The organism is Serratia sp. CY47444, from assembly GCF_052168635.1.
GTDB lineage: Bacteria > Pseudomonadota > Gammaproteobacteria > Enterobacterales > Enterobacteriaceae > Serratia > Serratia bockelmannii.
In genome coordinates this window covers 1-25,198 of sequence record NZ_JBJNMH010000021.1, presented here as the reverse complement: position 1 = coordinate 25,198, position 25,198 = coordinate 1, and the positions used below count along the sequence as shown (strand labels likewise).

The following is a 25,198-nucleotide window of genomic DNA, read 5'->3' as shown; positions in this document are numbered from 1 at the left end:
ATACGCAAAGAAGTTTAGATGTCCAGATGTATTGACGTCTATCAATCCTGCGATTACTCTTTAGGCCTCATTCACCGAACCGAGAGCCGAGCGAGACCATGACGCGTAAACCAGCCACGATTGCCGTACGCAGCGGCCTGAACGATGACGAACAGTACGGCTGCGTCGTCCCGCCGATTCATCTGTCCAGCACCTATAACTTTACCGACTTCAACCAACCCCGAGCCCATGACTACTCGCGCCGCGGCAACCCGACGCGCGACGTGGTGCAACGTGCGTTGGCGGAGCTGGAAGGCGGTGCCGGCGCGGTGATGACCGGCAGCGGGATGTCGGCGATCCATCTGGTGACCACTGTGCTGCTGAAGCCCGGCGATCTGCTGGTGGCGCCGCACGACTGCTACGGCGGCAGCTATCGGTTGTTCGACAGCCTGAGCAAGCGCGGCGCCTATCGCGTGCTGTTCGTCGATCAGGGTAATGAAGCCGCCCTGCAGCAGGCGCTGGCGCAAAAGCCGAAGCTGGTGCTGATTGAAAGCCCCAGCAATCCGCTGCTGCGGGTGGTGGATATCGCGGCGATCTGCGCCGCCGCGCACGCGGCGGGCGCGTTGACGGTGGTGGACAACACCTTCCTCAGCCCGGCCCTGCAACAGCCGATCGAACTCGGTGCCGATCTGGTGGTCCATTCTTGCACCAAATACCTGAATGGGCATTCGGACGTGGTGGCCGGCGCGGTGATTGCCAAAGATCCCGAGCTGGCGGTCGAATTGGCTTGGTGGGCGAACAATATCGGTGTAACCGGCGGTGCGTTCGACAGCTATCTGCTGCTGCGCGGCATGCGCACGCTGTCGCCGCGCATCAAGGCGGCGCAGCAAAACGCCGAAGCGATTGTCGGTTATTTACAGCAGCAACCGCTGGTGAAAAAGCTGTATCATCCCTCCCTGCCGGAAAATCCGGGGCATGAGATCGCCCGCCGGCAGCAGCGTGGTTTCGGCGCGATGCTGAGTTTTGAACTGGACGGCGATGAAGCGGTGCTGCGCCGTTTTCTCTCTGCCCTTGAGCTGTTTACTCTGGCAGAATCGCTGGGCGGCGTAGAAAGCCTGATCTCGCATGCAGCGACCATGACCCACGCCGGCATGGCGGCGGAGGCGCGGGCAGCGGCCGGCATCTCCGAGAGCCTGCTGCGCATTTCCGTGGGTATTGAAGACAGTGAAGATTTGATTGCCGATCTGGAACGCGCTTTCCAGGCGGCGGCAACGAGGTAAGCATGAATGCAATTGCTGTAGCAGGGCCGGTGAGCGGGCGTCAACTGCACAAGTTTGGCGGCAGCAGTCTGGCGGATGTGAAGTGTTATCTGCGTGTGGCCGGGATTATGGCGGAATACAGCCAGCCGGGCGACATGATGGTGGTATCGGCCGCCGGCAGTACCACCAACCAGTTGATCAACTGGCTGAAGCTCAGCCAGAGCGATCGCCTGTCTGCGCACCAGGTGCAGCAGACGTTGCGTCGTTATCACAGCGATCTTATCAGCGGCCTGTTGCCGCCGGAAAGCGCCGAGCCGCTGATCGCCGAGTTCATTCAGGATCTGGAACGTCTGGCGGTGCTGCTGGACGGTAAAGCTGACGAGCTGTGCTATGCCGAAGTGGTCGGGCACGGCGAGATCTGGTCGGCGCGCCTGATGGCGGCGGTGCTCAACCACCTGGATATGCAGGCGGCCTGGCTGGATGCGCGTGATTTCCTGCGCGCCGAACGCGCCGCGCAGCCGCAGGTGGATGAAGGCCGTTCTTATCCGCTGCTGCAGCAATTGTTGGCTCAACATCCGGGCAAGCGCCTGGTGGTGACCGGCTTCATTTCGCGCAACGACGCCGGGGAAACCGTGCTGTTGGGGCGCAACGGCAGTGATTACTCCGCCACTCAGGTCGGCGCGTTGGCCGGCGCTGCGCGCGTCACCATCTGGAGCGACGTGGCCGGGGTTTACAGCGCCGATCCGCGCAAGGTGAAAGACGCCTGCCTGCTGCCGCTGCTGCGTCTGGACGAAGCCAGCGAGCTGGCACGCCTGGCGGCACCGGTGTTGCATACCCGCACCCTGCAGCCGGTCTCCGGCAGCGATATCGATCTTCAGCTGCGCTGCAGCTACCAGCCGGAGCAGGGCTCGACGCGCATCGAGCGCGTATTGGCGTCCGGCACCGGCGCCAAGATTGTCACCAGCCATGATGACGTGTGCCTGATTGAGCTGCACGTCGCCGCTCAGCATGACTTCAAACTGGCGCAGAAAGAGTTGGATCTGGTGCTCAAACGCGCGCAGATCAAACCGCTGGCGGTGGGCATCCATCCTGACCGCAATCGGGTGCAGCTGTGCTACACCTCCGAGGTGGTCAACAGCGCACTGGCGATCCTGCAGGCCTCGGCGCTGCCGGGTGAACTGCATCTGCGTGAAGGGTTGGCGCTGGTGGCGATGGTCGGCGCCGGGGTATGCAAGAACCCGCTGCACAGCCACCGTTTCTATCAGCAACTGAAAGATCAGCCGGTCGAATTTATCTGGCAGGCGGAAGATGGCATCAGCCTGGTGGCGGTATTGCGCCAGGGGCCGACCGCGCTGCTGATTCAGGGGCTGCACCAAAGCCTGTTCCGCGCCGAGAAGCGCATCGGTCTGGTGCTGTTCGGCAAGGGCAACATCGGGTCGCGCTGGCTGGAGCTGTTCGCCCGTGAACAGACCAATATCTCCGCGCGCAGCGGCTTCGAATTTATCCTGGCGGGGGTGGTGGACAGCCGCCGCAGCCTGCTGAACTATGACGGGCTGGACGCCAGCCGCGCGCTGGCATTCTTTGAGGACGAAGCGCAGGAGCTGGATGAAGAATCGCTGTTCCTGTGGATGCGCGCGCACCCGTTCGACGATCTGGTGGTGCTCGACGTGACCGCCAGCGAAGAGCTGGCTGGGCAGTATCTGGATTTCGCCAGCTACGGTTTTCACGTGATCAGCGCCAACAAGTTGGCGGGGGCCTCGTGCAGCGACAGCTATCGCCAAATACGCGACGCCTTCGCCAAAACCGGCCGCCACTGGCTGTATAACGCCACCGTCGGCGCCGGGCTGCCGGTCAACCATACGGTGCGCGATCTGCGCGACAGCGGCGACAGCATTTTGGCGATCAGCGGCATCTTCTCCGGCACGCTTTCCTGGCTGTTCTTGCAGTATGACGGCACGGTGCCGTTCACCGAGCTGGTGGATCAGGCTTGGCAGCAGGGGCTGACCGAACCGGATCCGCGGGTCGATCTCTCCGGCCAGGACGTGATGCGCAAGCTGGTGATCCTGGCGCGTGAGGCGGGCTACGACATCGAACCGAACCAGGTGCGGGTCGAGTCGCTGGTGCCGGCGGGCTGCGAGCTGGGCTCCGTCGATCAGTTCTTCGAGAACGGTGAGGCGCTGAATCAGCAGATGCAGCAGCGCTTTGAGGCCGCCAGCGAAATGGGCCTGGTGCTGCGCCACGTGGCGCGTTTCGACGCCAACGGCAAGGCGCGGGTCGGTGTGGAGGCGGTGCGCCCTGAGCACCCGCTGGCCTCGCTGCTGCCGTGCGACAACGTGTTTGCCATCGAAAGCCGCTGGTATCGCGATAATCCGCTGGTGATCCGCGGGCCGGGCGCCGGCCGCGATGTGACCGCCGGCGCTATCCAGTCAGACCTTAACCGTTTGGCGCAGCTGCTTTAATCCTCTGCGGGCGCGGGCTCACCGCGCCCCTTTGCTTTTCCTGCCATACTTATCTTTGCCGCGATCATGAAATTCCCTCGTTGAGCGGGTGAGGATTAATCATCTTATTCCCCTCATTTTCCTGTTGACTCTTTAGCCAACATGCGGCATTTTCTATCTAGACGTCTAAACGTATAGACGCTCATCAAGATGAAATAAAAACAGTGATCGATAAAGAGGTGAGCAGGGTATGAGTTTTTTCCACGCAAACCAGCGGGAAGCGCTGAATCAGAGTCTGGCGGAGTTGAACGGCCAGATTAACGTATCATTCGAGTTCTTCCCGCCACGCACCAGCGAGATGGAAGAGACCCTGTGGCAGTCGATCGATCGTCTGAGCATCCTCAAACCTAAATTCGTTTCCGTCACCTACGGCGCCAATTCCGGCGAGCGCGATCGCACCCACAGCATCATCAAGGGGATCAAGGAGCGCACCGGCCTGGAGGCGGCGCCGCACCTGACCTGCATCGACGCCAGCCCGGCGCAGCTGCGCGACATTGCGACCGATTACTGGAACAGCGGCATCCGCCATATCGTGGCGCTGCGCGGCGATCTGCCGCCGGGCGGCGGCAAGCCGGACATGTACGCGACCGATCTGGTGGCGTTGCTGAAAGACGTGGGTGACTTCGACATTTCCGTCGCCGCCTACCCGGAAGTGCACCCGGAGGCGAAAAGCGCCCAGGCCGATTTGATTAACCTGAAACGCAAGATCGATGCCGGCGCCAGTCGCGCAATTACCCAGTTCTTCTTCGACGTTGAGAGCTACCTGCGCTTCCGCGACCGCTGCGTTGCCGCCGGTATCGATGTGGAAATCGTGCCGGGCATTCTGCCGGTGTCCAACTTCAAGCAGCTACAGCGCTTTGCCACCATGACCAACGTGCGGGTGCCAAGCTGGATGACCAGCATGTTCGAAGGGCTGGACGACGATGCGGAGACCCGCAAAATGGTCGGCGCCAACATCGCCATGGACATGGTGAAGATCCTGAGCCGCGAAGGGGTGAAAGATTTCCACTTCTATACGCTGAACCGTGCAGAGATGAGCTACGCGATCTGCCACACGCTGGGCGTGCGCCCGGTGGCCGCCGCCTGACAGGCTTGTTCCATTGAAAAAGGGCGTCGCTTTACCGCGGCGCCCTTTTTTTGTGGGGGAAAGGCATAAAAAAACGGCCCCGATAAACGGGGCCGCGATGAGGCTCACTAGCCGGTGTTGCGCATCCCGGCGGCGACGCCGGCGATGGTGACCATCAGCGCCTGCTCGACGCGGGCGTCCGGTTGCTCCTGCTGACGAGAACGGTGCAGCAGTTCAGCCTGCAAGACGTTCAGCGGGTCGGTGTAAACGTTGCGCAGCGCGATGGATTCAGCGATCCACGGCAGGTCTTCCATCAGGTGCGCATCGTTGGCGATGGTCAGCACCACCTTGATGTCGCTTTCCAGCTGATCGCGCAGCTGTTGACCCAGCGGCCACAGTGCTTTATCCACCAGGCGCTGATCGTAGTATTCCGCCAGCCACAGGTCGGCTTTGGCGAACACCATTTCCAGCATGGCGATACGGGTGGAGAAGAACGGCCAGTCGCGACACATCGCTTCCAGCTCCGCCTGTTTGCCGGCTTTCACCGCTTCCTGCAATCCGGCGCCGGCGCCGAGCCAGGCCGGCAGCATCAGGCGGTTCTGCGTCCAGGCGAAGATCCACGGAATGGCGCGCAGGCTCTCTACGCCGCCGTTCGGCTTGCGCTTGGCCGGGCGTGAACCCAGCGGCAGTTTGCCCAGCTCCAGCTCCGGCGTGGCCGCGCGGAAGTAAGGCACAAAGTCCGGGTTTTCACGCACGTAGCCGCGATACATCCGGCAGGAGGTCTCGGACAGGTCGTCCATCAGCGCCCGCCATTCTTTCTTCGGTTCCGGCGGCGGCAGCAGGTTGGCCTCGAGGATCGCGCCTGCATACAGCGCCAGGCTGCTGATGGTGACTTCCGGCAGGCCGAACTTGAAGCGGATCATCTCGCCCTGTTCGGTGACGCGCAGGCCGCCCTTCAAGCTGCCCGGCGGCTGAGACAGCAGCGCCGCATGCGCCGGTGCGCCGCCGCGGCCGATGGAGCCGCCGCGGCCGTGGAACAGCGTCAGCGCTACGCCGGCCTTTTCACAGGTTTTGATCAGCGCGTCCTGCGCGCGGTACTGCGCCCAGGAAGCGGCCATCACGCCGGCGTCTTTCGCCGAGTCGGAATAGCCGATCATCACCATCTGTTTGCCCTGGATGAAGCCGCGATACCAGTCGATGTTCAGCAACTGGGTCATCACGTCGTCGGCGTTGTTCAGGTCGTCGAGGGTTTCGAACAGCGGGGCGACCGGCAGCGCGAACGGGCAGCCGGCCTCCTTCAGCAGCAGGTGCACCGCCAACACGTCGGAAGGCGTGCGCGCCATCGAAATCACGTAGGCGGCGATCGAACCCTGCGGCGCTTCGGCGATCACCCGGCAGGTTTCCAGCACTTCCTGCGTATCGGCGCTCGGTTGCCATTTCAGCGGCACCAGCGGGCGTTTGGAGTTCAGTTCGCGGATCAGGAACGCCTGCTTATCGGCTTCCGACCAGCTTTCATAATCGCCCAGCCCCAGATAGCGGGTCAGCTCGGCGATGGCTTCGGTATGGCGGGTGCTTTCCTGGCGCACGTCGATACGCACCAGCGGCACGCCGAAGCAGCGCACGCGGCGCAGGGTATCCAGCAGTTGACCATTGGCGATGATGCCCATGCCGCAGGCCTGCAGCGACTGGTAGCAGGCATACAGCGGCTCCCACAGCTGCTCGTTGTTCACCAGCAGGTCGTGCGGTTTCAGCACGCGCTCGCCCTTCAGGCGACCTTCCAGATAGGCCTGGGAGCTCATCAGCTGGCTGCGCAGCTGCTTCATGATTTCGCGGTACGGTTCCTGCACTTCGTCACCGCCGGCGCGGGCGCGCAGCTCCGGGGTGCACTCGGTCATCGACAGCTCGGAGACCAGTACCTGAATATCGCGGGTAAACAGGTCGCAGGCTTTCCAGCGGCTGAGCAGCAGCACATGGCGGGTAATTTCGGCGGTGACGTTCGGGTTGCCGTCGCGATCGCCGCCCATCCAGGAAGTGAAGCGCACCGGCACCGCTTCTACCGGCAGGCTGTAATCGATGGAGTTTTCCAGCTGTTCGTTGAATTCGCGCAGGAACGCCGGCACGCCTTCCCACAGGCTGTTTTCCACGACGGCAAAACCCCATTTGGCTTCGTCGATCGGAGAAGGGCGGTGTTTGCGAATTTCATCGGTGTGCCACGACTGGGCTACCAGCTGACGCAGGCGGCGCATGATCTTGTTGCGCTCGTAGTCGGCCAGATCGTTGTGATCGAGCTGGCTGAGGCAGGTGTTGACCTCCACCAGCTTGTGGATCAGGGTGCGGCGGGTGATCTCCGTCGGGTGCGCCGTCAGCACCAGCTCGATGGAGAGTTGCGACACGGCGTGCTGCAGCTCTTTATCGCTGAGCTTTCTGTCTTTGAGGCGGCTGAACAATTGAGCCAGCGCTTCCGGATTGCTGGCGGCTTCGCCGTTGGGCGAAATGCTGTGGTACTGCTCGGCGACGTTGGTCAGGTTGAGGAACTGGCTGAAGGCGCGCGCCACCGGCAGCAGCTCGTCGTTGGACAGGTTCTGCAGGGTGGAGAGCAGCTCCTGGCGATGCGCTTCGTTGCCGGCGCGTGAGGATTTGGAAAGCTTACGGATGGTCTCAACGCGATCGAGAATATGCTCGCCCAGCGCTTCTTTGATGGTATCGCCGAGCAATTTGCCGAGCATACTGACATTACTGCGCATTGCCGAATATTGTTCGTTCATATAACCCCTGACCCAGTTCTGTATGATTTTTATCTTGTAAATAAATTTCACGCGTCAGGCGCAGACCGCCTGCCTGATCACATCGCGTTCCTGTCCAATCGTCAATTGACACTATTTTTAGCAAAAAAACATCAAAATCGGCGCATTTTCTGAAATTTAATTACGCCGCGTGGGTTATCAGCGTGGCTTATTTCGCTGCCTTCTACTTATTTTGAGTTAGGGGAAGCATAAAGCATTTCCCCTGCTAAATGTCGGGTTTATTGCTGGCAAAAGTGATTGATCAGCTGGCCCAACAGTTTGCGCGTCGGTTCGATAAACGCGGTGTCGATGTATTCGTCCGGCTGGTGGGCCTGATCGATGGAACCGGGGCCGAGCACCAACGTCGGGCAGACCTGCTGAACGAACGGCGCTTCGGTGCAGTAGTTGACCACCTGCGTGCGGGTGCCCAGCAGTTCCTCGATCACTGCCACCATGCGGTGGTCGGTCGGGCATTCGTAGCCCGGTACCGACGCGTGCAGCTCTTCGATGGTCAGGCGGCCCGGCCAGCGTTGGCTCACCGGCTCCAATGCCTGATGCATCAGTTCGTTGATGTTGTCGAGCGTCATGCCGGGCAGCGGGCGGATATCCAGGTGCAGTTCGCAACAGGCGCAGATGCGGTTGGCCGCGTCGCCGCCGCTGATATGGCCGAAGTTCATGGTGGGATAAGGCACGGCGAACGCCGGATTGTTGTAGCGCTCCTGCAGGGTCTTGCGCAGCTCCATCAGGCGGCCGATGGACTCGTGCATCAGATCGATGGCGTTGACGCCGCGCGCCGGATCGCTGGAGTGGCCGGACTGGCCGACGATGCGAATGGCGTTGGCCATGTGGCCCTTGTGCGCGCGCACCGGCTGCAGCGAGGTCGGCTCACCGATGATGGCGAAATCCGGCCGAATCGCGGTGGAGGCGGCGAAATAACGTGCGCCGGCCATCGTCGTTTCTTCATCTGCGGTGGCTAAAATGTACAGCGGCTTGGTCAATTTGCTCGCGTCGATATCGCGCACCGCATCCAGAATAAAGGCGAAGAAGCCTTTCATGTCGGCGGTGCCCAGGCCGTAGAGCTTGTTGTCATGCTCGGTCAGGGTGAAGGGATCGCGCGTCCAGCGGCCCTCGTCGTAAGGCACCGTATCGGTATGACCCGCCAGCAGCAGGCCGCCGCTGCCTTCGCCGATGCTGGCCAGCAGGTTGAATTTGTGGCGCGACTCCGGCACCGGCTGTACGTCGACGCGAAAGCCCAGGTCGGCAAACCATCCGGCCAGCAAGTTGATTAACGCCTCATTGCTCTGATCGAGGCCGGCATCGGTGGCGCTGATTGACGGAGTGGCGATCAACGCCCGGTACAGCTCAATAAATGGAGGTAATTTCATCTTCACTGTTGACAGCCTTTGGTTAGGATAGTATCAATATTCATGCATTTATTTTGAATAAAAATACAGTAAGCCGAAGCGTAAGGGAACCCGATACCCGGATGTTTATAAAAGCATCAACGCCTGGCTCCGTGGGTGAACGGCGCAACAACGCTGGCTAGCCCTGTTACCTGGGTCGCAAGCGACCGCACGTCAGTTTAGAAGGTGAAAGGCCACATGTTGAATACGCTGATCGTTGGTGCCAGCGGTTACGCCGGAGCGGAGCTCACGGCTTACCTGAATCGCCACCCACACATGAACATAACCGCTTTAGCGGTTTCAGCGCAAAGTGCAGATGCAGGAAAGTTGCTTTCCGATCTCCATCCCCAGTTGAAAGGCATCGTCGATCTGCCGCTGCAACCGTTGACCGACGTTGCCAAGGCGGCGCAGGGCATCGACGTGGTGTTCCTCGCCACCGCCCATGAAGTCAGCCACGATATCGCACCGGCCTTCCTGGCGGCGGGCTGCGTGGTGTTCGATCTGTCCGGCGCCTTTCGCGTGCAGGACGCCGGTTTTTATAGCCAGTACTACGGTTTCGAGCATCAGCATGGCGCCCTGCTGGAGCAGGCAGTGTACGGCCTGGCGGAGTGGCAGAGCGACAAGATCAAACAGGCGCAGCTGATCGCGGTGCCGGGCTGTTACCCGACGGCGGCGCAGCTGGCGCTGAAACCGCTGATCGAAAAACAGTTGCTGAATCTGGATCAGTGGCCGGTGATCAACGCCACCAGCGGCGTTAGCGGCGCCGGGCGCAAGGCCAGCATGACCACCAGCTTCTGCGAAGTGAGCCTGCAGCCGTACGGTATTTTTACTCACCGGCACCAGCCGGAGATCGCCGCGCACCTGGGCGTGCCGGTTATCTTTACGCCGCACCTGGGCAACTTCCCGCGCGGCATCCTTGAAACCATCACCTGCCGCCTGAAAGCCGGCGTGACCGCGCAGGACGTCGCGGCCGCCTATCATGCCGCCTATGACGACAAGCCGCTGGTGCGGTTGTACGACCAGGGCGTGCCGGCGCTGAAAGCGGTGGTGGGGTTGCCGTTCTGCGATATCGGTTTTGCGGTGCAGGGCGAGCATCTGATCGCCGTCGCGGTGGAAGACAACCTGCTGAAAGGCGCGGCGGCGCAGGCGGTGCAATGCCTGAATATCCGTTTCGGCTTCCCGGAAACCCAGTCACTCCTTTAAACCAGCGTGAGTAAACAGCAATGAACCCGTTAATTATCAAGTTAGGTGGCGTGTTATTAGACAGTGAAGAAGCGCTGGAGCGTCTGTTTACCGCGCTGGACAGCTACCGCCAGCAGCATCAGCGTCCGCTGGTGATCGTGCACGGCGGCGGCTGCGTGGTGGACGAACTGATGAAGCAGCTCGCTTTGCCGGTGGTGAAAAAGAACGGCCTGCGGGTCACGCCGGCCGATCAGATCGACATCATCACCGGCGCGCTGGCCGGCACCGCCAACAAAACGCTGCTGGCGTGGGCGATTAAACATCAAATCAACGCCGTCGGCCTGAGCCTGGCGGACGGCGGCAGCGCGGTCGTGACCCCGCTCGATCCGGCATTGGGCCACGTCGGCAACGCGCAGCCCGGTTCGCCCGCGCTGCTCAATACCCTGCTGGGCGCCGGCTACCTGCCGGTTATCAGCTCCATCGGCATCACCGCCGAAGGGCAGTTAATGAACGTGAACGCCGATCAGGCGGCGACGGCGCTGGCGGCGACGCTGGGGGCGGACCTGATCCTGCTGTCGGACGTCAGCGGCATCCTCGACGGCAAGGGGCAACGCATTGCGGAAATGACGGCGCAAAAAGCGGAACAACTGATCGCGCAAGGCATCATCACCGATGGTATGGTGGTGAAGGTGAATGCGGCGCTCGACGCCGCCCGCACCCTCGGCCGCCCGGTGGATATCGCCAGCTGGCGCCATGCCGATCAGCTTCCTGCTTTGTTTAACGGCGTGTCGATTGGCACCCGGATCCTCGCTTAATTTTAGAATTAGAAAGGAATAGATCATGCAAAACCAAGGCATCAAAAAAATCGTTCTGGCGTACTCCGGCGGCCTGGATACCTCGGCCATCATTCCATGGCTGAAAGAGAACTACGGCGGCTGTGAAGTGGTGGCGTTCGTGGCGGACATCGGCCAGGAGCGCAGCGATCTGGAAGGCGTGGAGCAAAAAGCCCTGCAGTCCGGTGCCTCTGAATGTCACGTGGTCGATCTGCGTGAAGAATTTATCCGCGATTACGTTTATCCGGTGCTGCAGACCGGCGCCCTGTACGAGGGCAGCTACCTGCTGGGTACCTCGATGGCGCGGCCGATCATCGCCAAGGCGCAGGTCGAGCTGGCGTTGAAAGTGGGCGCCGATGCGCTGTGCCACGGCGCGACCGGCAAAGGCAACGACCAGGTGCGTTTCGAGACCACCTACACCGCGCTGGCGCCGCAGCTGAAAGTGGTGGCGCCGTGGCGCGAGTGGAACCTGCGTTCCCGTGAAGCGCTGCTGGATTACCTGAAAGAGCGCAACATCCCGACCACCGCGTCGCTGGAAAAAATCTATAGCCGCGATGAGAACGCCTGGCACATCTCCACCGAAGGCGGCGTGCTGGAAAGCCCGTGGAATGCGCCGAACAAAGATTGTTGGGTATGGACCGTCGATCCGCAGGAAGCGCCGGATCAGCCTGAGCAGGTGACCGTCACCGTTGAGAAAGGCCGCGTCGTGGCGGTTAACGGGAAAGCGCTGTCGCCGTACCAGTGCCTGGAAACCCTGAACGCGCTGGGCGCCAAGCACGGCGTCGGCCGGATCGACATCGTGGAAAACCGTCTGGTGGGCATCAAATCCCGCGGCTGCTATGAGACCCCAGGGGGCACCATCATGGTGGCGGCGCTGCGCGCCATCGAGCAGCTGGTGCTGGATCGCGACAGCTTCAAATGGCGCGAGCAGCTGGGCCTGGAGATGTCCTATGTGGTGTACGACGGCCGTTGGTTCGCGCCGCTGCGCCGCTCGCTGCAGGCCTCTGCCGAAGCATTGGCTGAAGAGGTGAACGGCGAAGTCGTGCTGCAGCTGTACAAAGGTCAGGTGACGGCGACTCAGAAGAAATCCGCCAACAGCCTGTACTCCGAAGAGTTCGCCACCTTCGGCGAAGACGAAGTTTACGATCACAGCCACGCGGGCGGCTTTATCCGCCTGTTCTCTCTGTCTTCACGCATCCGCGCGTTGAACGAGAAAAAGAATAAATAACCGATTGGCGTGACTCTGCAAGGGCGCAGCATGCTGCGCCCTTTCGCATAAAAATTCAGGAGTAAAGGTATGGCACTTTGGGGCGGACGGTTCACTCAGGCGGCGGATCAGCGGTTCAAGCAACTCAATGATTCGCTGCGGTTCGATTATCGCCTGGCGGAGCAGGATATCGTGGGCTCGGTGGCCTGGTCGAAGGCGCTGGTGACCGTTAACGTGTTGACGGCAACGGAGCAACAGCTGCTGGAGCAGGCGCTGAATGCACTACTGACGGAAGTCCAGGCCGATCCTTTGGCGATAGTCCAAAGCGATGCCGAAGACATCCACAGCTGGGTGGAGCAGAAGCTGATCGAGAAGGTCGGCGATTTGGGCAAGAAGCTGCACACTGGCCGCAGCCGCAACGATCAGGTCGCGACCGATCTGAAGCTGTGGTGCAAACAGCAGATCGGCGATCTGCATCAGGCGATCGTCCAGCTGCAGCAGGCGCTGGTGGAGACCGCCGAAGCCAATCAGGATGCGGTGATGCCGGGGTATACCCACCTGCAACGCGCGCAGCCGGTGACTTTCGCGCACTGGTGCCTGGCCTATGTCGAGATGCTGGAGCGCGATGAGAGCCGACTGCAGGATACCCTGAAACGGCTGGACGTCAGCCCGCTGGGCAGCGGCGCGCTGGCCGGCACTGCGTATCCTATCGATCGCGAGCAACTGGCCGGCTGGCTGGGCTTCGCCTCGGCGACCCGCAACAGCCTGGACAGCGTATCCGATCGCGATCACGTGCTGGAGTTGCTGTCCAACGCCGCCATCAGCATGGTGCACCTGTCGCGCTTCGCCGAAGATCTGATCTTCTTCAACAGCGGCGAAGCGGCGTTTGTCGAGCTGTCTGACCGCGTGACCTCCGGCTCTTCGCTGATGCCGCAGAAGAAAAACCCGGACGCGCTGGAGCTGATCCGCGGCAAGTGCGGCCGCGTACAGGGCGCGCTGACCGGCATGATGATGACGCTGAAAGGCCTGCCGCTGGCGTACAACAAAGACATGCAGGAAGACAAAGAAGGGCTGTTCGACGCGCTCGACACCTGGATGGACTGCCTGCAGATGGCGGCGCTGGTGCTGGACGGCATTCAGGTGAAGCGCCCGCGCTGTCAGGAAGCGGCGGAGCAGGGCTATGCCAACGCCACCGAACTGGCGGATTACCTGGTCGCCAAGGGCGTGCCGTTCCGCGAAGCGCACCATATCGTCGGTGAGGCGGTGGTAGAGGCGATTCGCCAGGGCAAACCGCTGGAAGCGCTGCCGCTGGCGGATTTGCAGCAGTTTAGCGCGACGATTGGCGACGACGTCTATCCGATCCTGGCGTTGCAATCTTGCCTGGACAAACGTGCGGCCAAAGGCGGCGTCGCGCCGCAGCAGGTGGCCGCGGCAATCGCCGCAGCGAAACAGCGTTTAGCTTGAGGACGATAAGGGCGGCCTGGTGCCGCCCTTGCACCTCTACCCCGCCAGGCGTGCGCACAGATAACGGTTCAGGCTCACGCCTTCCTCCATCGCGCCGATCGCCAGCCGGCGATGCTGTTCCGGCGTCATGCGTAACACCAGTTTTCCGCTGAAGTTCTTTTCCGCCAGCGCCTGCGGCGGCGTTTCACCTTGCGCCAGCATGTCGGCGATCGTTTCGCTCACGACTTTTTCGATACCCTCCAGTGCGCCGGTACGCGTGGCGGCCAGCCAGGACAGCGAGGGGAATTCGGCGCACAGCCCGACATATTCACGATCTTCCGCTGACCAGGTGATGCGATAGGTATAGTGTTCATGCTTTTCCATGTTCTTCCTCCATTCTGGCCAGTGCGGCGATGACCTGCTTAACCTGATATGCCTTGGCCGCGCCGTTGTTGCCGCGTTGGATATTGATGCGCGGATCGCCTGGCCAGGGCATGCGATAAACGTGATGGCTGCTACCGTTTATGCGCGGCGGCCCAAACCATCGCACGCAGACTTTCGCTAACTCGGCGAATTTGATGCTGTTCTGCCGCTGTTGCAAATCAGCGATGTCATCCCTGATCTCGTTCATGCTGCCTCCATTTTAGTATCGTTATTGGTATCACTTCAATGCCAAAGCATAAAAAAATGAGCGCGGGCGGGCCGTGAGGCAAGCGGAGGGAGGAAATTGTGGAAAGTGCTGCGCAAAAAAAACCGGGCCTGAAGGCCCGGTGGATATAAACGGAGAATAAGAGGTTACTCACCCGGACAGCGCTGGCAGCGCTCGATTTCGGCCGTGCCGAGTTTGAGCTTCGCCTGCAGGTCGCGCAGCGCAGTGCGCAAGCCTTCTTCGATCACCGGATGATAGAACGGCATGTCCAGCATCTGATCGACGGTCATCTGCTGTTGGTGCGCCCAGGCTAACAGGTGCGCAATGTGTTCGGCGTCGGGGCCGATCATTTCCGCGCCGAGGAAACGGCCGGTGCCTTGCTCGCCGTAGACGTGCAAAATGCCCTTATTGCGCAGCATCACCCGCGAGCGGCCCTGATTCTCAAACGAGACTTTGCCCACTTCAAAGCAGCCGCAGGCGCTGAACTTCTCGCTCAGCTCGCGGAAAGTTGAGCCGACCATGGCGATCTGCGGATCGGAGAACACCACCGAAATCGCGCTGCGGCGCAGACCTGGATTGATCTCCGGGAAGCTGCCGGCGTTGGCGCCGGCGATGCGCGCCTGATCGCTGGCCTCGTGCAACAGCGGCAGCTGGTTGCTGGCGTCGCCGGCGATAAAGATATGCGGCACGCTGGTTTGCATCGTCAGGCGGTCGGCCAGCGGCACGCCTCGAGCGTCGAGCTGCAGGTCGGTGTTTTCGAGACCCAGCCGATCGACGTTGGGGCGGCGGCCGGTGGCGGCCAGCACGTAGTCCACCAGGATCTCCTGCGACTGGCCTTGCAGATCCTGATAGCGGATAAATACGCGGTCGCCTTCGCGCTGCATCATCTCCACTTTCACGTCGGCGTCGAGGTAGAACTCTTCCCCCAGCGTTTTGGCGGCGTAATCGCGCACGGCGCTGTCGGTCAGCGGCCCGACGGCGCCGCCGATGCCGAAGACCTTGGTGTCGACGCCGAGGCGGTGCAGCGCTTGCCCCAGCTCCAGCCCAATGACGCCGGGGCCGAATACCGCCACGGACTGCGGCAAGTCATCCCAGTTGAACAGATCGTCGTTGACGATCAGGCGATCGCCCAGTTCGTTCCACAGCGCTGGCCAGCTGGGGCGAGAGCCGGTGGCGATCACGATGCGTTGCGCCACGATGCGCGTATGGTCATCGACCTGCAGCGTGTTGTCGTCGATAAAGCGGGCATAGCCCTGAATTTTGTCGGCGGCCGGGATCTCGTCCACGCCTTCCAGCACGAAGCCGACGAAACGATCGCGTTCGCGTTTGACGCGCGCCATCACCTCGCGTCCGTCGATGCGGGTTTTACCGGCTGGGTGCACGCCAAAGCCCGGCGCGCGTTCGATTTGATGCACCGCTTCGGCGGCGGCGATCAATAATTTGGATGGCATGCAGCCAACGCGCGCACAGGTGGTGCCGTAAGGCCCGCCTTCAATCATCACCACGCTGGGGGTAGACAGTTTGGCCGCGCGATAGGCGCCGAGCCCTGCGGTGCCGCCGCCGATGACCGCAACATCAACGTTCAACAGTTTCATATCCGCTCCTGAAAGGTAAAAAAAGGGCGGGCCGTAGCCCGCCAAAGTTCACGTTGGCTTTGTTATTACTTATTAAGCTGACAGGAAAGTTTCCAGATCGTCGCTGCCGCCAATGTGACGGCCGCCGATGAACACCTGCGGCACCGTGGCGCGGCCGCTGACGGCGCGCAGGCTAACGGTGGTGGCGTCTTTGCCCAGGACGATCTCTTCATACTGAATGCCGCGCTCTTGCAGCATCTGTTTGGCTTTGGCGCAGAATGGGCAACCCGGTTTGGTGAACAGGGAGACCGATTCCTGCACTTTGAATTCCGGCGCCAGGTATTTCAGCATGGTGTCGGCGTCGGACACTTCAAACGGGTCGCCCGGCTTGTTCGGCTCGACGAACATTTTCTCGACCACGCCGTTGCGCACCAGCATCGAGTAGCGCCATGAACGAGGGCCAAAGCCCAGGTCCGCTTTCTCGACCAGCATGTTCATGCCTTTGGTGAATTCACCGTTGCCGTCCGGCACGAAGGTGATGTTTTCCGCATGTTGGTCGGCTTTCCAGGCGTTCATCACGAAGGTGTCGTTCACGGAGACGCAAAGAATGCTGTCGACGCCGTGCTGCTTGAATACGCTGGACAGTTCGTTGTAGCGCGGCAGGTGGCTCGAAGAACAGGTCGGCGTGAACGCGCCCGGCAGCGAGAAAACAATGACGGTTTTGTTTTTGAATAGGTCATCAGTGGTCACATCAATCCATTGGTCGCCCTGACGGGTGTGGAAAGTAACCTGAGGAACTTTCTTGCCTTCTTGACTGGTAAACATTGATTAACCCCTTAATTAGGAAAAGTAATTTTTAGCATTTAGCGCGATATCGCTTCGTTGGGACACATTATTGTCGCTGGGGCTTGATAGATCTAATCGCTCATTGCTATCTTATCTATCGCCATGAGCTATCATGGAATGGAGGGAAACAATGAATATTCGTGATTTAGAGTATCTGGTCGCCTTGGCCGAGCACCGGCACTTCCGCCGCGCGGCCGATTCATGCCATGTAAGCCAACCCACGCTGAGCGGGCAGATCCGCAAGCTGGAAGACGAGTTGGGCGTCATGCTGCTCGAACGCACCAGCCGCAAGGTACTGTTCACCCAGGCGGGCCTGTTGCTGGTGGAGCAGGCGCGTACCGTGCTGCGCGAAGTGAAAGTGTTGAAGGAGATGGCCAGCCAGCAGGGCGAGGCCATGTCCGGGCCGCTGCACATCGGTCTGATCCCGACCGTGGGGCCTTATCTGCTGCCGCAGATCATCCCGACGCTGCACAAAACCTTCCCGAAACTGGAAATGTACCTGCACGAAGCGCAAACCCACCAACTGCTGGCGCAACTCGACAGCGGCAAGCTGGACTGCGCCATTCTGGCGTTGGTGAAGGAAACCGAGGCGTTTATCGAAGTGCCTCTGTTCGATGAACCGATGAAGCTGGCGGTGTATTCCGATCACCCGTGGGCGCAGCGCGAGCGCGTGGCGATGCCGGATTTGGCGGGAGAAAAGCTGCTGATGCTGGAAGATGGCCACTGCCTGCGCGATCAGGCGATGGGCTTCTGCTTCCAGGCGGGCGCGGACGAGGATACCCACTTCCGCGCCACCAGTCTGGAAACGCTGCGCAATATGGTCGCGGCCGGCAGCGGCATTACCCTGCTGCCGTCCCTGGCGGTGCCGCCGCAGCGCGAGCGCGATGGCGTCTGCTATCTGGATTGCTACAAGCCGGAGCCGAAGCGCACCATCGCGTTGGTGTATCGCCCCGGTTCCCCACTGCGCAGCCGTTATGAGCAGTTGGCCGAAGCGATCCGCGAGCACATGCAGGGCTACATCGACAACGCGTTAAAACAGGCGGTTTAAGCCGTTAAGCGCTGCCACCCGGTAGGCTTCGGCCATGGTCGGATAGTTGAAGGTCGTATTAACGAAATACTCGATAGTATTGCCTTCACCTTTCTGTTCCATGATCGCCTGACCGATGTGGATGATCTCCGCCGCACGTTCGCCGAAGCAGTGGATCCCGAGGATCTGCAGGGTGTCGCGATGGAACAGGATCTTCAGGCTGCCGACGTTCATCCCGGCGATCTGCGCACGCGCCAGATGTTTGAACTGGGCGCGGCCCACTTCATACGGCACCTTCATCGCCGTCAGTTCCTGCTCAGTTTTGCCGACGGAGCTGATTTCCGGAATGGTGTAGATGCCGGTCGGGATATCTTCGATTAAGTGACCGCTGGCTTCACCGGAGGCGATCGCCTGCGCGGCGATGCGGCCCTGATCGTAGGCGGCGGAAGCCAGACTCGGATAGCCGATGACGTCACCGACCGCATAAATGTGCGACAGCGCGGTTTGATACATGCTGTTCACTTTCAGCAGCCCGCGGCTGTCCGACTCCAGGCCGACGTTCTCCAACCCTAACGAATCGGTATTACCGGTACGGCCGTTGGCGTACAGCAGGCAGTCCGCTTTCACCTTCTTGCCGGACTTCAGGTGCACGATCACGCCGTCTTCGGTGCCTTCGATCTTCTCGAACTCTTCGTTGTGGCGGATCACCACCCCGTTGTTCCAGAAGTGGTAAGAGAGCGAATCCGACATCTCCTGATCGAGGAACGCCAGCAGACGGTCGCGGGTGTTGATCAGATCCACCTTGACGTTCAGGCCGCGGAAGATAGACGCATATTCGCAGCCGATCACCCCGGCGCCGTAAATGATCACGTGGCGCGGTTCATGGCTCAGCTCGAGAATGGAATCGCTGTCGTAGATGCGCGGGTGATTGAAATCGACGCTGGCCGGATGGTAAGGGCGCGAGCCGCAGGCGATCACGATGTGATCGGCGCGGATGGTGTCCTGGGTGCCGTCCATGTAGCTGACGCTGACGGTGTTGGCGTCGATGAAGCGCGCGTCGCCGGCGAACAGTTTGCACTGGTTCCGCTCATAGAACCCTTGGCGCATGCGGGTCTGCTGGCTGATGACGTTATCGGCGTGGCGTAAAATGTCAGGGAAGGTCGCGCTGAGCGTGCGCGAGTTGTTGTAAAGCGGGTTCTGGTTGAATTCGATAATGCGGCTGACGGCGTGGCGGAGGGCTTTGGAAGGGATGGTGCCCCAGTGGGTACATCCGCCGCCTACGTTGTTGTACCGCTCGATAACGGCCACGCGGGCGCCCTGTTTCACCAGCCCCATGGCGGCACCTTCACCACCAGGGCCCGAGCCAATCACAATGGCATCAAATTGATAGTGCTGTTGCATGTAGGAGAGACCTGTTTTTTTATACAAGATTACAACGGTATCTTAACATCATAGCGCTGCTCACCCAATCACCATTAGGCTTTTTGAGTCAAAGCACAATCGGCTCAGGGCGGAAGTGTGATAGAGCGCGTTAGTATAAATGCTGTTGCAATAAAATTTGCTATATTGCCGAGTCTAGGGCGTTAGACTGAGAAAATGGAACCTATCCGGATATGCATATGGGCGTCAGAGCACAACAAAAAGAACGGACTCGTCGTTCCCTGATCGAAGCCGCTTTCAGCCAGCTGAGCGCCGAACGCAGCTTCGCCAGCCTGAGCCTGCGGGAAGTTTCACGCGAGGCGGGCATTGCGCCCACGTCGTTTTATCGCCATTTCCGCGATGTGGACGAGTTGGGGCTGACCATGGTGGACGAAAGCGGCCTGATGTTGCGTCAGTTGATGCGCCAGGCGCGCCAACGCATCGCCAAAGGTGGCAGCGTGATCCGCACCTCGGTATCCACCTTTATGGAATTTATCGGCAACAACCCGAACGCCTTCCGCCTGCTGCTGCGTGAGCGCTCTGGCACGTCGGCGGCATTCCGTGCGGCAGTGGCGCGCGAGATCCAGCATTTCATCGCTGAACTGGCGGACTACCTCGAATTGGAAAACCACATGCCGCGCAGTTTTACCGAAGCGCAGGCGGAAGCGATGGTCACCATCGTGTTCAGCGCCGGCGCGGAAGCGCTGGATATCGACGTCGAGCAGCGGCAGCAGCTGGAAGAACGGCTGGTGCTGCAGCTACGGATGATCTCCAAAGGGGCGTATTACTGGTATCGTCGCGAACAAGAAAAAGCTTCTGTGTCCCACGTATAAAAAAGGTAAAAAATGATGGAAAAACCAGGCCGTGAAAATGGCACCTTACTGCTGGCGTTAATTGCCGGCCTTTCGATCAACGGTTCCTTTGCTGCGCTGTTCAGCTCGGTGGTGCCGTTTTCGATCTTCCCGCTGATCGCGTTGGTGCTGGCGGTGTACTGCCTGCATCAGCGTTACCTGAACCGCGCCATGCCGGACGGCATGCCGAAGCTGGCGGCGGCCTGTTTCCTGCTGGGGCTGTTGCTGTACAGCGCCATCGTGCGCGCCGAGTATCCGCAGATCGGCTCCAACTTCCTGCCGTCGGTGATCTGCGTGGCGCTGGTGCTGTGGATCGGCATGAAACTGAAGGCGCGTAAGGCGCCGGATGCGCCGACTCAAGAATCGTAATGAAACGGGGCGCCATCATGGCGCCCCTGTCATATCAGCGGTGCTTTTCCAGCAACACGCCGCATTCCATGTGATGGGTATAAGGGAACTGATCGAACAGCGCCAGACGGCTGACCCGGTGGGTGGCCTGCAGCGTTTCCAGGTTGGCGCACAGCGTTTCCGGATTGCATGAAATATACAGAATGCGCGGGTAAGCCTGCACCATCTTCACCGTTTCATCGTCCAGCCCGCTGCGCGGCGGATCGACGAAAATCGTCTCGCAGTTGTAGCCGCTCAGATCGATGCCTTTCAACCGGTTGAATTCGCGTACTCCATTCATCGCCTGAGTGAAGTCTTCCGCCGCCATGCGGATGATCTGCACGTTGTCGATATGGTTGGCGGCGATGTTGTACTGCGCCGCCGCCACCGACGGTTTGGCGATCTCGGTCGCCAGCACGCGCTCGAAATTGCGCGCCAGCGCCAGCGAGAAGTTGCCATTGCCGCAGTACAGCTCCAGCAAATCGCCTTTGGAACCGGCGGTAACCGCCAACGCCCACTCCAGCATCTGCACGTTCATGGCCGCGTTGGGCTGCGTGAAGCTGTTTTCCACCTGACGATAGATCATGTCGCGGCCGGCGACCGGCAGCACTTCGTCAACATAATCCTGGTCGAGCATGATCTTGGTCTTCGACGCCCGGCCGATCAGCTGCAGGTCGAAACCCTGAGCGCGCAGCTCGTCGCGCAGCTGCTCGGCTCGCTGTTGCCAAACGTCATCCAGCTTGCGGTGATACAGCAGCGAAGCGATGATTTTGCCGCTTCGCGTCGACAGATAATCGATCTGGAACAGCTTGTGGCGCAGGATCGGCTCCGGTTTCAGCGCGGCGATCAGGGCGGTCATCAGGCGGTTGATCAGCTCGCTGGCCGCCGGGAACTGGTCGACGCGAATACGCTGCTTGGTCTGTTGATCGAACATGATGTGATACATGTCATCCGCGTCGTGCCAGATGCGGAATTCGGCGCGCATGCGGTAATGGTCGACTGGCGAGCGGAACACTTCCGGCTCGGGCGCCGCGAACGGTGACATCAACATCTTCAGGCGGGCGACTTTCTCCGCCAGTTGGTCATCGTAACGTTCAATAGGCAAATTCTCGGGCGTCATGTGTGTCTTCTCGTCAGGCAAATTTGATCAGCGGGGATTGTAGGGAATCAGCCCGTGAAGTCCAGTTTTGTCGCGTTTATTATTTGTAACATTAGTAGCAGTCTAGACATCTATTTTCATTGATCGTAGCATTGCCGTCCGGCCTCAAGCAGCGAGTGAAAAGGGAATCCGGTGTGAATCCGGAGCTGACGCGCAGCGGTAAGGGGAAGTCACGGCGATAGCGTTTCGACGCAGACACTGTCCACTGCAGGATGGGAAGTCATCGCCCGTTGCTGGTCGCGCCCCGCGGCCCGCAAATCCCAAGCCCGAAGACCTGCCGGTGTTACGTCGCAATGTCCGTGGCCGTCGCGAACTACCGGCCATGATCCTGCGGCATCCGCCAATTAAGTTTGGATGCTTTTCTCATGACAATTACAAAAAATACGCTGCTGGCGGTGGTCTCCTCCGTCACGGCTTTTTCTGGATGGGCGCAAGACAACACCACAGCCACGAATGGCGATAACCTGGTGGTGACCGCCAACCGTTTCCCGCAGCCGGTTTCTTCCGTGCTGGCGCCGACCTCCGTCGTCACCCGCAACGATATCGATCGCTGGCAGGCCAAGAGCCTGACCGACGTGATGCGCCGTTTGCCAGGCGTGGACGTTGGCCAAAACGGTGGATTGGGACAAAAGAGCTCGCTGTTTATTCGCGGCACCAACTCCAGCCATGTGCTGGTGCTAATTGACGGCATTCGCCTTAATCAGGCGGGCGTCAGTGGTTCTTCCGATCTCAGCCAAATCCCGATTTCGCTGGTGCAGAAAGTCGAATACATTCGCGGCCCGCGCTCGGCGGTGTACGGCTCCGATGCCATCGGCGGCGTGGTCAACATTATTACCACCCGCGAAAAGAACGGCACGACGCTCTCAGCCGGCGTCGGCTCCAACGGCTATCAATCCTATGACGCGTCGACCCAACAACAACTGGGTGACAGCACCGTGGCGACGGTGGCGGGGAATTACACCTATACCAAAGGGTATGACGTGGTGGCTGAAGGTAATACCAGTATTCCTCAGCCCGATCGCGACGGCTTTATGAGCAAATTGCTCTACGGCGCATTGCAGCACCAATTTAACGAGCAAATCAGCGGTTTTGTGCGTGGTTATGGTTACGATAATCGTACAGGCTACGATGGATTCTATTCTTACGATAAAGACTTCAATATTACCGGTCTGCCCGATACCCGTAAGCTGTACAGCCAAACATGGGACACGGGGTTGCGCTATCAGGAAGGGATTTACGCCACGCAGCTAGTGGGGAGTTACAGCCACAGCAAAGACTACAATTACGATCCGCGCAAAGGCCAGTATGCGATCTCCTCCAGTTTGGATGATTCGGAACAGTACAATCTGCAGTGGGGCAACACGTTCAAGGTTGCCCAAGGCACCATTAGTGCGGGCGCAGATTGGCAGGATCAACAAATCAAACCGGGTACCGCGTCCGTCAGCAGCGAGAGAAGCCAGCGCAATACTGGCATCTATCTGACTGGGCAACAGTTGGTGGGACCGGTGACGCTGGAGGCTGCTGCGCGTGGCGACGACAACTCGGAGTTCGGTTGGCACGGCACCTGGCAAACCAGTGCAGCCTGGGAATTCATCGAGGGGTATCGTTTCATTGCCTCTTACGGTACCGCGTTCAAAGCGCCAAACATGAACCAGTTGTTTAGTACCACTTACGGCAACAATAATTTGAAACCGGAAGAAAGCAAGCAATGGGAAGGCGGTTTTGAAGGCTTGACCGGGCCTGTGACCTGGCGTATTTCCGGTTATCGCAATGACATTGATAATCTTATCGACAGCGATCCGGTGAGTTATCGCTATTATAATATCGGTAAGGCGACCATTAAAGGTGTAGAGGCCACGGCTTCTTTTGAAACCGGCCCGCTGACGCATCAGATTGGTTACGATTATGTCGACCCGCGCAATGCTAAAACCAACGAAGTGCTGCTGCGCCGCGCTAAACAGCAGGTGAAATACGAGCTGGATTGGCAACTGTACGACTTTGATTGGGCAGTGACCTATCAATACCTGGGTGAGCGCTACGACAAGGATTATGGCGTTTATCCTAGCCCGACGGTTAAACTCGGCGGCGTGAGCCTGTGGGATCTCGCAGTTTCGTATCCGGTCACATCTCATCTGACAGTTCGTGGTAGAATTGCCAACCTGTTTGATAAAGATTATGAGACGGCCTATGGCTACGCTACTCCAGGAAGAGAATACTACCTCACTGGAAGCTATACCTTCTAACAGCACCGCCACACCTCGCCCGACGGTGCTGGTTTTCGATTCCGGCGTCGGCGGGCTGTCGGTGTATCAGGAGATTCGGCAGTTGCTGCCGGATCTCCACTATATATACGCTTTCGACAACGTGGCGTTCCCCTACGGCGAGAAGTCCGAAGAGTTTATCGTTGAGCGCGTGCTGGAAATTGTCGGCGCGGTACAGCAACGTCATCCTCTGGCGATTGTCGTCATTGCCTGCAACACCGCCAGCACCGTTTCCTTGCCGGCCTTGCGCGAGCGTTTCAGTTTCCCTGTCGTGGGCGTGGTGCCCGCCATCAAACCGGCGGCCCGTCTTACCGTTAATGGCATTGTCGGCCTGTTGGCGACCCGCGGTACCGTACAGCGCAGCTACACCCACGAACTGATTTCCCGTTTCGCCACCGACTGCAAGATTGAACTGCTGGGCTCTTCAGAGCTGGTGGAGCTGGCGGAGGCCAAGCTCCATGGCGAAGCCGTGCCGCTGCCGGTGCTGAAGAAGATCCTGCATCCGTGGCTGAGCATGCGCGAGCCGCCGGATACCGTCGTGCTGGGCTGCACCCATTTCCCTCTATTAGCTGAAGAGTTGATGCAGGTGTTGCCGGAAGGCACCCGGCTGGTGGATTCCGGCGCGGCGATTGCCCGCCGCACCGCCTGGCTCATCTCAACGCAGGAAAATCTGGTCTCGAGCCAGGAAGAGAATCTGGCGTATTGCATGGCGTTAAATGAAGATACTGACGCTTTATTGCCCGTTTTGCAGGGTTATGGCTTTAAATCGTTGAAAAAACTGCCGCTTTAACGGTGTTTTGGTTAAACATTCAACGGTCGGAAAAAATATTGAAAATAGGGGTTGCGGCCTGCCGAGAACTCCCTATAATGCGCCTCCACTGACCGGGAACAACGACTGACAAGCCGCCGGGTCAGCGAGAAGAAAGCGAAATAAACGCTTGACTCTCAGGGCGAAAAGCGTAATATACGCAGCCCGCGCCGATGAGTTTCTCGGCACTGCTCTTTAACAATTTATCAGACAATCTGTGTGGGCACTCCACAAGACGATATCCAGCATCTTCGGATGCAAAAAAATATCAAGTCTTGAAGAGTGACTAACTGAAGTAAAATTCATGCAGTAAATCTTTGAGCATCGCTTCTCGAGTGGAAGCAAATCAAGCTTTTAATTGAAGAGTTTGATCATGGCTCAGATTGAACGCTGGCGGCAGGCTTAACACATGCAAGTCGAGCGGTAGCACAGGAGAGCTTGCTCTCTGGGTGACGAGCGGCGGACGGGTGAGTAATGTCTGGGAAACTGCCTGATGGAGGGGGATAACTACTGGAAACGGTAGCTAATACCGCATAACGTCGCAAGACCAAAGAGGGGGACCTT

20 protein-coding genes, 1 rRNA gene and 1 riboswitch are annotated in these 25,198 nt (G+C 59.7%); of the genes, 13 read left to right on the top strand and 8 right to left on the bottom strand.

Translation table 11 applies throughout. The annotated features are described in order from the left end of the window. Nucleotides 1-98 precede the first annotated feature (98 nt). The 3 genes from metB to metF all read left to right on the top strand — a co-directional run bounded on the left by metB (nt 99) and on the right by metF (nt 4,823). Nucleotides 99-1,259 (top strand): cystathionine gamma-synthase, encoded by a 1,161-nt coding sequence (gene metB, locus ACJ8IL_RS21450; protein WP_025304659.1) that lies wholly within the window; start codon nt 99-101, stop codon nt 1,257-1,259. 2 nt (nt 1,260-1,261) lie between these two features. Then, the gene (locus ACJ8IL_RS21445) at nt 1,262-3,697 is read left to right on the top strand and encodes a bifunctional aspartate kinase/homoserine dehydrogenase II (protein ID WP_442516821.1); all 2,436 of its coding nucleotides are present in this window, start codon (nt 1,262-1,264) and stop codon (nt 3,695-3,697) included. A gap of 229 nt (nt 3,698-3,926) precedes the next feature. After that, nucleotides 3,927-4,823: a methylenetetrahydrofolate reductase gene (gene metF, locus ACJ8IL_RS21440; RefSeq protein WP_004931071.1), complete on the top strand. Its 897-nt coding sequence runs from the start codon at nt 3,927-3,929 to the stop codon at nt 4,821-4,823. Between the two features lie 107 nt (nt 4,824-4,930). On the opposite strand, the gene ppc is transcribed toward metF, so the two are convergent. Next, on the bottom strand, nt 4,931-7,567 hold the full coding sequence (gene ppc / locus ACJ8IL_RS21435) for a phosphoenolpyruvate carboxylase (RefSeq protein WP_049205361.1): 2,637 nt from the start codon (nt 7,565-7,567) through the stop codon (nt 4,931-4,933). A 257-nt stretch (nt 7,568-7,824) separates the two neighbouring features. Beyond that, nucleotides 7,825-8,970 carry an acetylornithine deacetylase gene (gene argE / locus ACJ8IL_RS21430; RefSeq protein WP_038630012.1) on the bottom strand — a complete coding sequence of 382 codons (1,146 nt, stop codon included), beginning with the start codon at nt 8,968-8,970 and terminating at the stop codon, nt 7,825-7,827. Nucleotides 8,971-9,186: 216 nt separating this feature from the next. Here argE and argC point away from each other — a divergent pair, with 216 nt between their 5' ends. From argC to argH, 4 genes are all read left to right on the top strand, one after another. Further along, the gene (gene argC / locus ACJ8IL_RS21425) at nt 9,187-10,191 is read left to right on the top strand and encodes an N-acetyl-gamma-glutamyl-phosphate reductase (RefSeq protein ID WP_025304655.1); all 1,005 of its coding nucleotides are present in this window, start codon (nt 9,187-9,189) and stop codon (nt 10,189-10,191) included. A gap of 20 nt (nt 10,192-10,211) precedes the next feature. Beyond that, a complete protein-coding gene (gene argB / locus ACJ8IL_RS21420; protein ID WP_016929723.1) occupies nt 10,212-10,985 on the top strand; it encodes an acetylglutamate kinase in 774 nt (257 codons plus the stop codon). A 25-nt stretch (nt 10,986-11,010) separates the two neighbouring features. After that, nucleotides 11,011-12,231 carry an argininosuccinate synthase gene (locus ACJ8IL_RS21415; protein WP_004931061.1) on the top strand — a complete coding sequence of 407 codons (1,221 nt, stop codon included), beginning with the start codon at nt 11,011-11,013 and terminating at the stop codon, nt 12,229-12,231. A 69-nt stretch (nt 12,232-12,300) separates the two neighbouring features. Beyond that, on the top strand, nt 12,301-13,674 hold the full coding sequence (argH, locus tag ACJ8IL_RS21410; protein ID WP_261427562.1) for an argininosuccinate lyase: 1,374 nt from the start codon (nt 12,301-12,303) through the stop codon (nt 13,672-13,674). Between the two features lie 36 nt (nt 13,675-13,710). Here argH and ACJ8IL_RS21405 read toward each other — a convergent pair whose 3' ends face one another. From ACJ8IL_RS21405 to ACJ8IL_RS21390, 4 genes are all read right to left on the bottom strand, one after another. Next, nucleotides 13,711-14,037 (bottom strand): type II toxin-antitoxin system HicB family antitoxin, encoded by a 327-nt coding sequence (locus ACJ8IL_RS21405; protein ID WP_019452249.1) that lies wholly within the window; start codon nt 14,035-14,037, stop codon nt 13,711-13,713. Further along, on the bottom strand, nt 14,024-14,284 hold the full coding sequence (locus tag ACJ8IL_RS21400; protein ID WP_025304653.1) for a hypothetical protein: 261 nt from the start codon (nt 14,282-14,284) through the stop codon (nt 14,024-14,026). Before ACJ8IL_RS21400 ends, ACJ8IL_RS21405 begins: the two co-directional genes overlap by 14 nt. Before the next feature lie 164 nt (nt 14,285-14,448). After that, entirely contained in the window at nt 14,449-15,897 is a 1,449-nt protein-coding gene (locus tag ACJ8IL_RS21395) for a dihydrolipoyl dehydrogenase (RefSeq protein WP_261427560.1), read from the bottom strand. A 72-nt stretch (nt 15,898-15,969) separates the two neighbouring features. After that, nucleotides 15,970-16,701 (bottom strand): glutathione peroxidase, encoded by a 732-nt coding sequence (locus ACJ8IL_RS21390; RefSeq protein ID WP_015379403.1) that lies wholly within the window; start codon nt 16,699-16,701, stop codon nt 15,970-15,972. 151 nt (nt 16,702-16,852) lie between these two features. Between ACJ8IL_RS21390 and oxyR the strand changes: the two genes are divergently transcribed. Then, nucleotides 16,853-17,770, top strand: coding sequence for a DNA-binding transcriptional regulator OxyR (oxyR, locus tag ACJ8IL_RS21385; RefSeq protein WP_025304651.1), 918 nt, complete (start codon nt 16,853-16,855; stop codon nt 17,768-17,770). Here oxyR and sthA read toward each other — a convergent pair. After that, nucleotides 17,753-19,150 (bottom strand): Si-specific NAD(P)(+) transhydrogenase, encoded by a 1,398-nt coding sequence (gene sthA, locus ACJ8IL_RS21380; protein ID WP_004931047.1) that lies wholly within the window; start codon nt 19,148-19,150, stop codon nt 17,753-17,755. The genes oxyR and sthA overlap by 18 nt on opposite strands. Nucleotides 19,151-19,368: 218 nt before the next feature. On the opposite strand from sthA, the gene fabR reads away from it, so the two are divergent. Together fabR and ACJ8IL_RS21370 are read left to right on the top strand one after the other, a co-directional pair. Continuing rightward, nucleotides 19,369-20,001: an HTH-type transcriptional repressor FabR gene (gene fabR, locus ACJ8IL_RS21375; protein WP_004931044.1), complete on the top strand. Its 633-nt coding sequence runs from the start codon at nt 19,369-19,371 to the stop codon at nt 19,999-20,001. Between the two features lie 15 nt (nt 20,002-20,016). Next, nucleotides 20,017-20,388, top strand: a complete 372-nt coding sequence (locus ACJ8IL_RS21370) for a YijD family membrane protein (protein ID WP_025304650.1) — start codon at nt 20,017-20,019, stop codon at nt 20,386-20,388. A gap of 34 nt (nt 20,389-20,422) precedes the next feature. Here ACJ8IL_RS21370 and trmA read toward each other — a convergent pair whose 3' ends face one another. Next, the gene (gene trmA, locus ACJ8IL_RS21365) at nt 20,423-21,526 is read right to left on the bottom strand and encodes a tRNA (uridine(54)-C5)-methyltransferase TrmA (protein ID WP_147823565.1); all 1,104 of its coding nucleotides are present in this window, start codon (nt 21,524-21,526) and stop codon (nt 20,423-20,425) included. A 115-nt stretch (nt 21,527-21,641) separates the two neighbouring features. Then, nucleotides 21,642-21,861: riboswitch (cobalamin riboswitch) on the top strand. A gap of 69 nt (nt 21,862-21,930) precedes the next feature. Between trmA and btuB the strand changes: the two genes are divergently transcribed. From btuB to ACJ8IL_RS21350, 3 genes are all read left to right on the top strand, one after another. Then, on the top strand, nt 21,931-23,808 hold the full coding sequence (gene btuB / locus ACJ8IL_RS21360) for a TonB-dependent vitamin B12 receptor BtuB (protein ID WP_147823566.1): 1,878 nt from the start codon (nt 21,931-21,933) through the stop codon (nt 23,806-23,808). Beyond that, entirely contained in the window at nt 23,753-24,616 is an 864-nt protein-coding gene (murI, locus tag ACJ8IL_RS21355; protein WP_025921004.1) for a glutamate racemase, read from the top strand. Before btuB ends, murI begins: the two co-directional genes overlap by 56 nt. A gap of 373 nt (nt 24,617-24,989) precedes the next feature. Continuing rightward, nucleotides 24,990-25,198, top strand: a 16S ribosomal RNA gene (locus ACJ8IL_RS21350); the annotation flags it as partial.

Bases quoted from the DNA above. Each gene is read 5' to 3' on its own strand.
- metB (WP_025304659.1), top strand. From the start codon at position 99: ATGACGCGTAAACCAGCCACGATTGCCGTACGCAGCGGCCTGAACGAT.
- ACJ8IL_RS21445 (WP_442516821.1), top strand. From the start codon at position 1,262: ATGAATGCAATTGCTGTAGCAGGGCCGGTGAGCGGGCGTCAACTGCAC.
- metF (WP_004931071.1), top strand. From the start codon at position 3,927: ATGAGTTTTTTCCACGCAAACCAGCGGGAAGCGCTGAATCAGAGTCTG.
- ppc (WP_049205361.1), bottom strand. From the start codon at position 7,567: ATGAACGAACAATATTCGGCAATGCGCAGTAATGTCAGTATGCTCGGC.
- argE (WP_038630012.1), bottom strand. From the start codon at position 8,970: ATGAAATTACCTCCATTTATTGAGCTGTACCGGGCGTTGATCGCCACT.
- argC (WP_025304655.1), top strand. From the start codon at position 9,187: ATGTTGAATACGCTGATCGTTGGTGCCAGCGGTTACGCCGGAGCGGAG.
- argB (WP_016929723.1), top strand. From the start codon at position 10,212: ATGAACCCGTTAATTATCAAGTTAGGTGGCGTGTTATTAGACAGTGAA.
- ACJ8IL_RS21415 (WP_004931061.1), top strand. From the start codon at position 11,011: ATGCAAAACCAAGGCATCAAAAAAATCGTTCTGGCGTACTCCGGCGGC.
- argH (WP_261427562.1), top strand. From the start codon at position 12,301: ATGGCACTTTGGGGCGGACGGTTCACTCAGGCGGCGGATCAGCGGTTC.
- ACJ8IL_RS21405 (WP_019452249.1), bottom strand. From the start codon at position 14,037: ATGGAAAAGCATGAACACTATACCTATCGCATCACCTGGTCAGCGGAA.
- ACJ8IL_RS21400 (WP_025304653.1), bottom strand. From the start codon at position 14,284: ATGAACGAGATCAGGGATGACATCGCTGATTTGCAACAGCGGCAGAAC.
- ACJ8IL_RS21395 (WP_261427560.1), bottom strand. From the start codon at position 15,897: ATGAAACTGTTGAACGTTGATGTTGCGGTCATCGGCGGCGGCACCGCA.
- ACJ8IL_RS21390 (WP_015379403.1), bottom strand. From the start codon at position 16,701: ATGTTTACCAGTCAAGAAGGCAAGAAAGTTCCTCAGGTTACTTTCCAC.
- oxyR (WP_025304651.1), top strand. From the start codon at position 16,853: ATGAATATTCGTGATTTAGAGTATCTGGTCGCCTTGGCCGAGCACCGG.
- sthA (WP_004931047.1), bottom strand. From the start codon at position 19,150: ATGCAACAGCACTATCAATTTGATGCCATTGTGATTGGCTCGGGCCCT.
- fabR (WP_004931044.1), top strand. From the start codon at position 19,369: ATGGGCGTCAGAGCACAACAAAAAGAACGGACTCGTCGTTCCCTGATC.
- ACJ8IL_RS21370 (WP_025304650.1), top strand. From the start codon at position 20,017: ATGGAAAAACCAGGCCGTGAAAATGGCACCTTACTGCTGGCGTTAATT.
- trmA (WP_147823565.1), bottom strand. From the start codon at position 21,526: ATGACGCCCGAGAATTTGCCTATTGAACGTTACGATGACCAACTGGCG.
- btuB (WP_147823566.1), top strand. From the start codon at position 21,931: ATGACAATTACAAAAAATACGCTGCTGGCGGTGGTCTCCTCCGTCACG.
- murI (WP_025921004.1), top strand. From the start codon at position 23,753: ATGGCTACGCTACTCCAGGAAGAGAATACTACCTCACTGGAAGCTATA.